This window comes from Pseudomonas sp. 91RF (assembly GCF_003576265.1).
Taxonomy (GTDB): domain Bacteria; phylum Pseudomonadota; class Gammaproteobacteria; order Pseudomonadales; family Pseudomonadaceae; genus Aquipseudomonas; species Aquipseudomonas kribbensis.
In genome coordinates this window covers 185,422-197,680 of sequence record NZ_QWFC01000043.1, presented here as the reverse complement: position 1 = coordinate 197,680, position 12,259 = coordinate 185,422, and the positions used below count along the sequence as shown (strand labels likewise).

Sequence of the window (12,259 nt, the reverse complement as noted above, 5' to 3'; positions counted from 1 at the left end):
TTCAACGTCCTCCGGCGATTGAATGAAGACAACGTGACGCCCGCGTTCCTGCCACCCGCTCGGCAGCAGGACAGGTCGTCCCTGTGGCAGGGCAGAACACAAATGAAAGCAGTCGTGATCCAGGCCTTTGGCGGGCCCGAAGTCTTGACGGTGCAAGACATTCAACTGGCTGAACCGGGACCCGGACAAGTCCTGGTCAAGGTCATGGCGGCGGGCGTCAATTTCATGGACACCGGTGTCCGTCGCGGCCTCGGCGCTGCCTGGGAGCTGCCGCTGACACCGGGTGCGGAAGGCGCCGGTGTCGTTCTGGCCACCGGTCCGCAGGTGACGGAATTCGCTGTCGGTGACCGCGTGGCCTGGCATTACGTGCCGGGCAGCTACGCCGAACAGGTGATCGCCCGGGTCAGTCAGTTGGTGCCGTTGCCGGACGAGATCGACTTCAGCACCGCCGCCAGCCTGATGATGCAGGGCCTGACCGCCAGCAATCTGGTGGACAAGGTGCATGCGATTCAGCCGGGCGATGTGGCATTCGTGCACGCGGCGGCGGGGGGCGTGGGGCTGATGCTGGCTCAGTTGATCAAGCTGCGGGGCGGCAAGGTCATTGGCCGGGTGTCTCACGCCGACAAGGTGGAGGCGGTGCTCGCGGCCGGGGCTGACTACGTAGTGATCGGGCGCGCGCACAACATTGCCGGCCAGGTCATGCGCCTGACGGAGGGGCAGCGGGTGAATGTGGTGTACGACGGCACCGGTGCGGAGGGTTTCGCCGAATCGTTGAGCCTGCTGGACCATTTCGGCACTCTGGCCTTGTACGGGCCGTTCATGGACCCGATCCCGCCGATCGATATCTTCAGCGTGCCGCGCAGCATCAAGCTGACGTATCCCTCGGTCATGCACTACGTGCGCAACCGCGAGCTCCTGCTGGAAAAGTCCCGGCAACTGTTCGCGTGGGTCAGCACCGGCAAACTGAAAACCTTCATCGGCCAGCGTTATTCACTGGACGGCGCGCAGCAGGCCCATCGCGATATCGAGTCGCGCAATACGACGGGCAAGCTGATCATTGTTCCTTAGTGCCACGCCAGATCAGCAGCGCTGCCAACAGCTGGCTGCCGGCGAAGAACGTGAACAGCTCTTGCGCGGTCCATCGGGCATCCAGCAGAAAACCGGCGACTATCGGCGAAATGATCGCCCCCAGACGCCCCGTCGCCAGCACCACGCCGACGCCGGTCGTACGGACTGACGTGCAGAACGCCTGAGGGGCCAGGACATACAGGGCGGCGACCGCACCGTTGAGCATCAGGCCAAGCGTGACGGCCACGAGCGCGGCCAGACCGGGCACGTGCGAGGCCGGCACCATCAGTGGCAACAGGGTGGCGTTGAGCAGCAGGAAACCCGACGACAATCGCCGGCAGCCATACCGATTGGCCGCCAGTCCCAGCAACAGGGCGCCGAGCATGCCCCCCGACGACAACAGAACGCCGATCCGGGCGCCTTGCCGATCGGTAAAACCGTTAAGGACCAGAAGACTCGGGGTCCAGCTCATCACGAAGTAAAAGCAGAACATCAACAGAAAGAGTGCCAGCGCCAGCGACATGGTCTGTTGCCACTGACCCGGCGAAAACGGTCGGCCGGCATTGTCTGGCGACGCTGTCGTGGCAGGCCCACGGCGTTCAAGTGCCAGAAATGACGGCGACTCTCGCAACCAGAAGACGCCCGCCAACGCCGCCGCCAGCGTGATACAGCCACCTGCGAGAAAGACATACCGCCAGCCCATGAAATCATTCAATACGTGAGCCAGCACCCCGCCCAGGCTGGCGCCCATGGCGAAGGCGAGGGATTGCAACGCGATGGCCAGGTTGCGCCGCTGCGCGCTGGCGTGCTCGAACGTCAGCACGTTCGCCCCCACCAGCACCGCCCCCGTGCCGATGCCGGTCAGCAATCGCAAAAGCATCAATACGTGATGATCCTGGCTCCAGAACGACAGCAACATGCTCAGTCCGCCGAGCAGCAGGCCGGCGAGCAATAACGGCCTGCGCCCGAAGCGGTCGGCCCTCGGCGCGGCCAACAGCGAACCGAGCGCCATCCCGACCAGGCTGGCGCTCAACAACAGGCCCGTTTGCGCGCCGTTCAACGTCCACTCCGCTGAAACCCGGCTGGCGGTGAAGGCCATGGCCATCACGTCCAGCCCGTCGATCACGTTGAACAGCATGCACAGCCCGATCACCCACCACTGCGAAGTGGTCGATGCCGTGCCGCACGGGCGCTCAAGCGCTGTTTCCCCACGCATCCGCAATCCTTGTTCTGCCAGGTCATTCGAATGGGCCGGCTCGCCGAGCCGTATCCCCGCCGCATTTTGCCCGTTAACCGCTGCTGAATTCGAGCGCGATTTTGCGCGTCATACCAAGGTATCGACCGACACCATCGTGTAATCGCTGCGAGGGTGGCGGGGTGGTCTGATCCGATTGGCGATGCCTTTCGAATAATGACTACAAGGAGATCCAACATGGTTGCGGTTACGTGCGGTTCCACATGGCGCCATTGCCTGGCGTCAGCCATCAGAAGAGGGGCCCTGGGCCTTGCCGTGCTGGCAGGCAGCAGCGGCGCCTGGGCCACCAGCCCGACAACCGATCAGTCGCAAGCCATTCGCCCGTACCACGTTCATGTGGATGAGGCGAAATTGACTGATCTGCGCAAACGCATCGCCGACACCCGTTGGCCCGACAAGGAAACGGTCAACGACGTGTCCCAGGGCGTGCAACTGGCGCAGGTCGAGGCCCTGGTGAAGTACTGGGGCAGCGGTTATGACTGGCGCAAGGCAGAGGCGAAACTCAACGCCTTGCCGGAATTCGTGACCACGATCGATGGCGTCGACATTCAGTTCATCCACGTGCGCTCCCGCAACCCCAACGCGATGCCGCTGATCCTCACCCATGGCTGGCCGGGTTCGCAATTCGAGTTCCTCAAGACCATCGGCCCGCTGACCGATCCCGTGGCCTATGGCGGCAAAGTAGAGGACTCGTTCGACGTGGTGATTCCGTCGATTCCCGGTCACGGCTTTTCCGGCAAGCCGACCGAACTCGGCTGGGGGCCGGACCGGGTGGCGAAGGCCTGGGATGTGCTGATGAAACGCCTGGGTTACACCCACTATGTGTCTCAGGGGGGCGACCACGGTTCGGTGATCTCTGATGCACTGGGCCGTCTGGCACCGCCCGGTTTGCTGGGCATTCACTTGAACATGCCCGCCACGGTGCCACCGGAACTGGTCAAGCCGATCAATGGCGGAGACCCGGCCCCGGCAGGGCTGAGCGGCCCGGAACTGACGGCGTTCAACTCGCTCAGCAAGTTCTTCGGGCGCAACGCGGCCTATGGCGCAATGATGGTGACCCGGCCACAGACCATCGGTTATCTGCTGGCGGATTCGCCTGCCGGCACGGCGGCGTGGATGTATGAAAAGTTCGCCGCCTGGACCGACAGCGACGGTCAGCCCGAGAAGGTGCTGAGCCGCGATGAAATGCTCGATGACATCAGCCTGTACTGGCTGACCGACAGCGGCGCCTCGTCCTCCCGTTTCTACTGGGAGAACAACAACAATAACTTCAGTGCCGCCGCGCAAAAGACTGCGGACATCAAGGTGCCGGTGGCGATCACCGTGTTCCCCCACGAAATCTACCGTGCGCCGAAAGTCTGGTCGCAACGTGCCTATCCGTCGCTGGCCTACTTCAGCGAAGTCAGCAAGGGCGGGCACTTCGCGGCATGGGAGCAACCGCAATTGTTCAGCGAAGAACTGCGCGAAGCCTTCCGGCCACTGCGCGCGGCTGCGCAGAAAACCGCGGCTCAGGCAGCGCGCTAGCCCTTCAAGCGGCAATTTCTTCAACGCCAAGCCCTTCAACGCCAAGCCCTTCAACGCAAGCCCATCAACCAAAGCCCGGAACCGCCGCCCGGCGGTTCACGAGGGAGACTCGGTATGACTGACCATAACGCTGTAACTCAATCCCGACGCGCGCTCGCCGTTTCGATGCTGGCGATTGCGCTGGGCATCGCCTCGGCATACGCCAGCGCCGCCGAAGTACCCGCCGGCAAGATCGACGTGATCACCGCCGGCAGCAACGTTTCTTTCGGCGCGCTGAAACACGTCAAGGCCGGACTGCTGGACGTGTCGTACGCGGAAACCGGCCCCGCCGACGGGCCGGTGGTGATCCTGCTGCACGGCTGGCCCTACGACATTCACAGCTACACCGACGTGGCCCCGGCACTGGCGCAGAAAGGCTATCGGGTACTGATTCCCTATGCGCGCGGTTATGGCGATACGCGCTTTCTGTCGGCGAAAACCGTGCGCAACGGCCAGCCGGCGGCGCTGGCGAAAGACCTGATCGACTTCATGGACGCCTTGAACATCAAGCAAGCGGTGCTCGGCGGGTATGACTGGGGTGCACGCACCGCCGATATCGTCGCCGCGCTCTGGCCGGAACGGGTGAAAGCGCTGGTGGCGGTGAGCGGTTACCTGATCGGCAGCCAGGACGCCGGCAAGACGCCGTTGCCGCCGGCTGCGGAGTTGCAGTGGTGGTATCAGTTCTACTTTGCGACCGAGCGCGGTCGTCTGGGTTACGAGAAAAACACCCATGACTTCGCGAAACTGATCTGGCAATTGGCGTCGCCGAAATGGAACTTCGACGATGCGACCTACGACCGCAGCGCCGCCGCGTTGCAGAACCCGGATCACGTCGCCGTGTCGATCTTCAACTACCGCTGGCGTCTGGGGTTGATCAAAGGGGAGGCGCAATACGATCCGCTGGAGAAAAAACTGGCGGCGTTCCCGTCCATCAGCGTGCCGAGCATCACCCTGGAAGGCGACGCCAATGGCGCGCCGCATCCACCGGCCGAGGCTTACGCCAAGCGCTTTACCGGCAAGTACGAATATCGGCTGATCAGCGGTGGCATCGGCCACAACCTGCCGCAGGAAGCGCCGCAGGCGTTCGCTCAGGCGGTGATCGATGCCGATCATCTCTGATTGCCGGCCTGAGGGGATCCGACGATGAAACTCAACCATTGGGCCGTGTTGCCGGCGGCCATTGCACTTGCCGCGCTGGCCGCCACCGGTGTCGCGTTGGGCGAGGCCGATGACGGCGACGCCTCGCCGATCTACGGCGTGAAACTGCCGAAAAACTACCGCCAGTGGGCGCTGATTGCCCCGGCCCAGGAAGCCGCGCCGCTGGATGAACTGCGGGCGGTGCTGGGCAATGACCGGGCGATCAAGGCTTACCAGAGTAAGACGCTGCCGTTTCCCGACGGCACGGTGCTGGTCAAGCTGGCGTGGAAACACGTGCAGTCCCCGGAGTTCGAGCCCGCCTCGATTCCGGGGGCGGCCACCACCGTTCAGGTGATGGTCAAGGACTCGCGCAAATACGCCTCGACCGGCGGCTGGGGATTCGGCCGCTTCATCAACGGCAAACCTGCCGATGAAGCCCAGCACCAGCCCTGTTTCGCCTGCCATCAGGCGCGGGTGCAGAACCACGATTTTGTCTTCACCCGATACGCCCCCTGATCCCGTCACACAAGGAGTTGTCACATGAAAAGAACATTGACTGCATTGACCCTCGCTGCCGGCCTGTGCCTGGGCGTGAGTGCCTTCGCCCAATCCACCAAACCGACCGTGGTACTCGTGCACGGCGCGTTTGCCGACGCGTCGAGCTGGAACGGCGTGGCGAAAATTCTCGAGAAGGATGGCTACACGGTGGTCGCCGCCGCCAATCCGCTGCGCGGCGTCAAGAGCGATGGCGCGGCGGTTTCGGCCTTGCTCGGCAGCATCCAGGCGCCGGTGGTGCTGGTCGGTCACTCCTATGGCGGCAACGTCATCAGTGAGGCGGCCAACGATCATGCCAATGTCAAAGCGCTGGTGTATGTCAGCGCCTTTGCGCCCGAGGCCGGCGAAACCGTTGCCGGACTCGCCGGCAAGTTTCCCGGCAGTACCCTCGGCCCGACACTGGCGGCGCCCGTCGCTCTGGCCGATGGTGGCAAGGACTTGTACATCCAGCAGAGCAAGTTCCACGATCAGTTCGCCGCCGATGTCCCGGCTGCACAAGCGGCCCTGATGGCCGCGACCCAACGCCCGGTCACCGAAGCAGCGCTGAACGAACAGGCCGGCACGCCTGCCTGGAAGCACATTCCGTCGTGGTACATCTACGGCGACAAGGACAAGAACATCCCGCCCCAGGCGATGGCGTTCATGGCCAAACGTGCGGATGCCAAGGCAGTGGAGGTGGTGAAGGGCGGCTCTCACGTGGTGATGGTGTCGAACCCGGCACCGGTGGCCCGATTGATTGAGAAAGCCGCTGCGGCCAACTGAAACCCTGCGACGTGCCGAGGCGCGTCGCAGGTCTGTCACCTCCCGCTCAGGCAGCGGACACCTGTGGCGATGCTGCCGGTGCCACTCTGAGCAGCGGGGTGATACCGAGCATCAACAGCAGGACCGCGAACAGCAAGGTGTACGCCGGGCCATAGTGTCCGGCGTATTCGCGCAAAGCACCGAACAGCAACGGCCCGAGCGCGGCGATCAGGTAACCGATGAACAGCATGAACACCGTCCACAATCCGGCCTGCTCGCTGGTGCTGGCGTGATCCAGCGGCAAGGTCATGGCCACGGTGAAACCCATGCCCAGCCCGATGGCTGCGAGCACCACATAAAGCATCGGCCAGTACGCCGGCAGGAACGCCATGCCGCCCAGCCCCAGCAGGGCCAGCAACGCCGACAACCCGAGCAGGCCGCGCCGGTCGTGGGCCTTGCCCGGAATCAGCCCCGCACCCACGCTGGCAACGGCGAACACCGCCGTAAAAATCCCCAGCAGGATGCCCGGAGACACACTCGACGTGGCCGCTTCCACCGACGCAGGCGCCATCCAGGCAAAGAGGGCGTAAACCACAAACTGACCTGCACCGAAATTCAACGCGATCAACCACGCCTGCGGGTTGCCCCACGGCAGGCGCTTGCGCTGGTGCGACGACTTCACCACTGGCGCCGATGTCGCAAAACGCCGCGCCATCCACACCCAACTGGCGATGGCAGTGAGGCACAGTACGCTCCAGAACCCGGCGCTGATCCGCCAGTCCTGCGCCAGCTCGGCAATCGGCGCGCTGAACACTGCCGCGAGGGTCGCGCCCAGGCTCAGTCCGCCGGCATAGATGCCCATGAACAGTGCCGGTCGTTGCGCAAAGTGAGTCTTGATCCACGCGCCGGTCATTGCACCGGCAACCGCAATGCCGACGCTGGCGAAGAACGTACTGCCGAGCAGGAAAAACGCATTCGGCGAGATCGCCCGCAGCAAGGTCGAGGCACCCAACAACGTCAGTGCGACAACCACACTGCGGTCGATCCCGAAGCGTCTGGCCAGGCTCGGAACCACCAGCGCGAACACGCCCATGCAGATGTCGGGGATCGAGGTCAGCAGCGCGGCCTGGGTGTAGCTCAACTGGAAGTGCTGCTGAATCAACAGCAGAATCGGCCCCACCGAAATGATCGGCGGCCGCAGGGCGATGGACAGGATCAGCAGGCCGATCACCGCCGTGATGCCCTGCTGGCTGCTGGAGAGATTGCGGGTGATTGCCATGGGAAAAGCCTCATTGATGAACAATGAGCGCAAGGCTAACAATGGGCCGGCCATGGCAAATGCCAGGTTTTGTCGTCAAAGTGACAATCCTGGCCTTACGACGATCAAGGGCTGATTTCAGGAGACTCCACGAGATGAAACAACAGGTGCGCAGGGTCGTCGCCAGGCGTGAGCCCGCGCCGCGCAGCGAACGTTATCCCGACTATCAGGATGTGCCGCGGGTGATGACCGTGCTGGTGCGCGATCAGGCCACCGGCGAATACAACGAGCCGCACGTGCATCGGCACGGGCAGTTGCTGTATGCCTCGAACGGCGTGATGCGGGTGGCCACCGAACGCGGATTGTGGATCCTGCCGCCGAAGCGGGCGTTATGGATTCCGTCCGGGGTGACCCATGATCAGTTGATGCTGAGCGCGGTCAGGATGCGCTCGATCTACATCGAGCCGCAGGTCTGTGCCGGGCTGGGCGATCACTGCAAAGTGCTGGAGATCCCCGGGCTGTTGCGCGAGTTGATTCTGGCCCTTGCCGACCAGCCGATCGAATACCCGCAGGAAGGGCGCAACGCGCACATTGTGGCGTTGATACTCAGTGAACTGCAGGCGGCGCGGACGTTGCCGATCGAAGTGCCGTGGCCGGTCGACAGGCGACTGGTCACGGTGTGCGAGGCGATTCTGCAGGACCCCGGACAAGACCATTCGATCGGCTATTGGGCAGACCGGGTCGGCGCCAGTTCGCGCACGCTGATTCGCCTGTTCGTCAATGAAACCGGCCTGAATTTCCGGCACTGGCTGCAACAGGTGCGGCTGGCGACCGCCATCGACCGGCTCGACAAAGGGCAGTCCGTCGGCGTTATTGCCCGGGACCTGGGCTATGCCAGCCAAAGCGCCTTCAGCGCAATGTTCAGACGGGTGATGGGCGAATCGCCCCGTGAGTTTCTCGTTCGCGATTAGGGCGTTCTGCCGATTCCGATACCTTCGTATTCTGTCGTCGAAGGGAGGCGGGTGTTATCAATGACGCTGTTGTTGCAGGTGCATTGAACGCCAACCCTCGTTCCGCGAGGAACCTTCGAAGAGTGAGAATCCTGATGCTTTTATACCTATCGACCTGGTCCGAAATCGCCCAATTCCTCGAACGCAGCCGCACCATCGTCATCCCGATCGGCTCCAACGAGCAGCACGGGCCGACCGGCCTGCTGGGCACCGACTGGATGTGCCCAGAGATCATCGCCCATGAAGCGCAGAAAAGTGCAGACATCCTGATCGCCCCGACTTTCAATATCGGCATGGCGCAACATCACCTCGGTTTCCCCGGCACCATCTCGCTCAGACCTTCGACCTTCATCGCCGCTATCTCGGACTGGACCCGTTCACTGGCCGCCCATGGCTTTGAAAAGATCTTTTTCCTCAATGGCCACGGCGGCAACATCGCCTCGATCGAAGCGGCGTTTTCGGAGCTGTACGCCGAGGCGAGTTTTGCCCGGCGCAAGGCCGGGTTCGCCCTGAAACTCTGCAACTGGTGGGATCTGGAAGGCGTGAATGAGCTGGCCCGTGACCAGTTCCCGACCGGCCACGGCATTCATGCGACACCTTCGGAAATCGCCGTGACCCAGTGGGCCTATCCCGATTCCATCAAGTCGGCCGACTACTCGCCGCAGATCGCCAACTGGGGCCCGATCCGCGAAGCCGCGGACTTCCGTGCCCGTCACCCCGATGGCCGCATGGGCTCGGACCCGGCCCAGGCTTCGCCGGAAAAGGGCCGGCAACTGGTGGAAATGGCGGCTCGCGGTCTGGTGCAGGAGGTGCAGGCCTTCAGCCGCGAATCGTTGCCTGACTGACCCGTACAAACAACAACGCCCGGATCATCCGGGCGTTGTTGTTTCGGCTCCCTGCCAGCGTCTTTGCAGATCAGCCCAGCGCCTCAATGGCGTGCGCAACCCCTGCGCCATACGCCGGATCTGCCCGGGTGCAATGGTCGATGTGTCGTTGTTTCGACGCTGCGCTGGCGCCATGAATCGAGCGCGCGGTGTTATCGAACAGGGCCTGTTTCTGGGCCATGGTCATGGCCCGGAACAGCGCACCGGGTTGCGAAAAACAGTCGCCGTCCTCCCGGTGATCCCAGTGCCCCGCGCTGTCTTTGAGGGCCAGCGGTGGCTCGCTGAAATCCGGTTGTTCGGCCCATTGACCATGGCTGTTGGGTTCGTAGCCGGGGGTGCTGCCTGCGTTGGAATCGGTGCGCATCTGGCCGTCCCGGTGATAGCTGTTGACCGGGCAACGGGGAGCATTCACCGGGATCTGATGATGATTGACACCCACGCGATAGCGCTGTGCATCGCCGTAGGAGAACAGGCGGGCCTGGAGCATCTTGTCCGGTGAGAAACTGATGCCGGGCACGACGTTGGCCGGGTTGAAGGCTGCCTGCTCGACGTCGGCGAAGTAGTTGTCGGGGTTGCGGTTGAGTTCGAGCACACCGACTTCGATCAACGGGTAATCCTTGTGGGGCCAGACCTTGGTCAGGTCGAAGGGGTTGATCGGGTACGTCTCGGCATCCAGCTCCGGCATCACTTGCACGTAGAGCTTCCATTGCGGGAAGCGGCCTTCCTCGATGCTGGTGTACAGGTCACGCTGGGCACTTTCGCGATCATCGCCGATCAGGGTCGCGGCTTGCTGATCGGTCAGGTTCTCGATGCCTTGCTCGGTCTTCCAGGTGAATTTCACCCAGAATCGCTCGTTCGCCGGGCTGATGAAACTGAACGTATGGCTGCCGAAGCCATGCATGTGGCGGTAGGTGCGCGGCAACCCGCGATCACTCATGACGATCGTGACCTGATGCAGTGCCTCGGGCAGCAGTGACCAGAAGTCCCAGTTGTTGCGGGCGCTGCGCAGGTTGGTGCGCGGGTCGCGTTTGACCGCATGGTTGAGGTCGGGGAATTTCAGCGGATCGCGCAGAAAGAACACTGGCGTATTGTTGCCCACCAGATCCCAGTTGCCTTGCTCGGTATAGAACTTGATCGCAAACCCGCGAATGTCACGTTCGGCATCGGCGGCACCACGCTCGCCGGCCACGGTGGAAAAGCGGACGAAGATATCGGTGGTCTTGCCCACGCTCGAAAACAGTCTGGCCTTGGTATAGCGGCTGATGTCACGGGTGACGGTGAAGGTGCCGAACGCCCCCGAACCCTTGGCGTGCATGCGTCGTTCGGGAATGACCTCACGATCGAAATGCGCCAGCTTTTCCAGCAGCCATACGTCTTGCAACAGCACCGGGCCTCGCGGGCCGGCGGTCTGCGAGTTGTTGTTGTCCACCACTGGTGCGCCGGCGGCGGTCGTCAGCTTTTTCATGCGCTACTCCTGGCTTTTGTCGGTTTGCCGCCATCACATCAAAAGCCTTGGGAGCCCTCTATTGCACCATGGTGTCGCTGCATGGCGGGCAGGGCAGGCGTGTTTTGCGTGTCGACGTTTGACCGTTCGGGAGCGGCAGATGGGGGATCAGGCGAGGGTGATGCTGACGTTGATGTTGCTGCGCGTGGCTTTGGAGTAGGGGCAATTCTGGTGCGCCGCTTCGATCAACTGGTGTGCCACTTCCGGCTCGATTTCCGGCAGCGACACGGCCAGGCGGGCCTGCAGGAAGAACCCGTGTTCTGCGTGTACGAGATCGACTTGAGCCTCCACCCCGGCGTTTGCCGGGAAGCCGATCCTGCGCGCGTTGCAGGCGTGGCGCAGGGAACCGAGAAAACAAGCCGACCAGCACACCGCGAACAACTGCTCGGGATTGGTTCCCGTCCCCGGTGCGCCGGGAGGAGAGAGCCTGAGATCAAGTCGACCATCGTGACTGCGTGCGGTCCCCTCACGGCCTCCTGTGGTGCAGGTCTGTGCGGTGTAGAGCGTTTTTTCGATGTTGATCATGGGCATTCTCTGGTGAAGATTTTCACTGCGTCGAAAGATCGATGCAGGCTGAGCGTGGGGTGTCGTGACGTTCCGCGGCAGACGCACCCGCTAGCGGCCCGGGGTGGTCCGGCGCTGTGATGCCCCGATGGCCCAGGTTGTCGAGCAACGTGGATCGTGCAATCTCGATGAGCCAGGCCCGAAACGGAAAGCCGGGATCATGCCGGGCCTGCTCGAGATAAAGGGTCTTGAAGGCTTGCTGGACGAGGCGGCCGGTGTCCTCGCGACTGATCCTTCCGGCCTGCACCTGGCCTTCGAAATAGGCGATGAGCAACGGTGTCACCGTCGCGAACAGTTGCTGGGATTCAGCCCTGTCATGCCTGACGGCGCCCGTGACCAAGGCATACAGTTCGTCGTTGCCGAGTCGGTCAGCCTCGCACAGGCAATGTTGGCGATAACCTTCAGCCATGATCGGATCCCTCGCAAAACCATCGTTCGACCGACCGCGACAACCCATGATGTCTGCAGGTTGCCTGACGTTCAGCGGTGAGCGTCAATCCTGCCCCCAGGACCTGATCGACTGCCAGTTATGCGTTGTTAGCGCTTGTTAGCGATGCGTGAATGATGTGATTGAAGTGACGACTGCCTGGCTGTCAGGCCGGGGTCTTTGCGTGGTTTTAAGGCGGCGGATGCCTGAAGGACACGCAGGTTTGCGCTGGCGCATTTATGACAACCCGGTCGCTTGGCCATCATTCCGATGGCGTAGGAAACCCCCGATAT

12 protein-coding genes are annotated in these 12,259 nt (G+C 62.8%); 7 read left to right on the top strand and 5 right to left on the bottom strand.

What is annotated here, in order from left to right; genetic code table 11:
• Positions 1 to 102: 102 nt before the first annotated feature.
• Positions 103 to 1,068 carry a quinone oxidoreductase gene (locus DXT77_RS22465; protein WP_119429228.1) on the top strand — a complete coding sequence of 322 codons (966 nt, stop codon included), beginning with the start codon at positions 103 to 105 and terminating at the stop codon, positions 1,066 to 1,068.
• Here DXT77_RS22465 and DXT77_RS22460 read toward each other — a convergent pair.
• Positions 1,055 to 2,284: an MFS transporter gene (locus tag DXT77_RS22460; protein WP_119429227.1), complete on the bottom strand. Its 1,230-nt coding sequence runs from the start codon at positions 2,282 to 2,284 to the stop codon at positions 1,055 to 1,057. The two genes, DXT77_RS22465 and DXT77_RS22460, sit on opposite strands and share 14 nt — an antisense overlap.
• 216 nt (positions 2,285 to 2,500) lie before the next feature.
• Between DXT77_RS22460 and DXT77_RS22455 the strand changes: the two genes are divergently transcribed.
• The 4 genes from DXT77_RS22455 to DXT77_RS22440 all read left to right on the top strand — a co-directional run bounded on the left by DXT77_RS22455 (position 2,501) and on the right by DXT77_RS22440 (position 6,340).
• Complete coding sequence (locus DXT77_RS22455) at positions 2,501 to 3,847, top strand: epoxide hydrolase family protein (protein WP_119429226.1); 1,347 nt, start codon at positions 2,501 to 2,503, stop codon at positions 3,845 to 3,847.
• 114 nt (positions 3,848 to 3,961) lie between these two features.
• Entirely contained in the window at positions 3,962 to 5,005 is a 1,044-nt protein-coding gene (locus tag DXT77_RS22450; protein WP_119429225.1) for an alpha/beta fold hydrolase, read from the top strand.
• Between the two features lie 24 nt (positions 5,006 to 5,029).
• Complete coding sequence (locus tag DXT77_RS22445) at positions 5,030 to 5,539, top strand: cytochrome P460 family protein (protein WP_119429224.1); 510 nt, start codon at positions 5,030 to 5,032, stop codon at positions 5,537 to 5,539.
• Between the two features lie 24 nt (positions 5,540 to 5,563).
• A complete protein-coding gene (locus DXT77_RS22440; protein WP_119429223.1) occupies positions 5,564 to 6,340 on the top strand; it encodes an alpha/beta fold hydrolase in 777 nt (258 codons plus the stop codon).
• 46 nt (positions 6,341 to 6,386) lie between these two features.
• Here the strand turns inward: DXT77_RS22440 and DXT77_RS22435 are convergent, their stop codons facing one another.
• Positions 6,387 to 7,598, bottom strand: coding sequence for a CynX/NimT family MFS transporter (locus tag DXT77_RS22435; protein ID WP_119429222.1), 1,212 nt, complete (start codon positions 7,596 to 7,598; stop codon positions 6,387 to 6,389).
• 134 nt (positions 7,599 to 7,732) lie between these two features.
• Here DXT77_RS22435 and DXT77_RS22430 point away from each other — a divergent pair, with 134 nt between their 5' ends.
• Together DXT77_RS22430 and DXT77_RS22425 are read left to right on the top strand one after the other, a co-directional pair.
• Positions 7,733 to 8,548, top strand: a complete 816-nt coding sequence (locus DXT77_RS22430) for a helix-turn-helix transcriptional regulator (protein WP_119429221.1) — start codon at positions 7,733 to 7,735, stop codon at positions 8,546 to 8,548.
• A 134-nt stretch (positions 8,549 to 8,682) separates the two neighbouring features.
• Positions 8,683 to 9,432 (top strand): creatininase family protein, encoded by a 750-nt coding sequence (locus DXT77_RS22425; RefSeq protein WP_119429220.1) that lies wholly within the window; start codon positions 8,683 to 8,685, stop codon positions 9,430 to 9,432.
• Between the two features lie 70 nt (positions 9,433 to 9,502).
• Here DXT77_RS22425 and DXT77_RS22420 read toward each other — a convergent pair whose 3' ends face one another.
• The 3 genes from DXT77_RS22420 to DXT77_RS22410 form a co-directional block, all read right to left on the bottom strand.
• A complete protein-coding gene (locus DXT77_RS22420) occupies positions 9,503 to 10,936 on the bottom strand; it encodes a catalase (protein WP_119429219.1) in 1,434 nt (477 codons plus the stop codon).
• 147 nt (positions 10,937 to 11,083) lie between these two features.
• A complete protein-coding gene (locus DXT77_RS22415) occupies positions 11,084 to 11,500 on the bottom strand; it encodes an organic hydroperoxide resistance protein (RefSeq protein WP_119429218.1) in 417 nt (138 codons plus the stop codon).
• A gap of 22 nt (positions 11,501 to 11,522) precedes the next feature.
• A complete protein-coding gene (locus DXT77_RS22410; protein WP_119429217.1) occupies positions 11,523 to 11,948 on the bottom strand; it encodes a hypothetical protein in 426 nt (141 codons plus the stop codon).
• Positions 11,949 to 12,259: the final 311 nt, after the last annotated feature.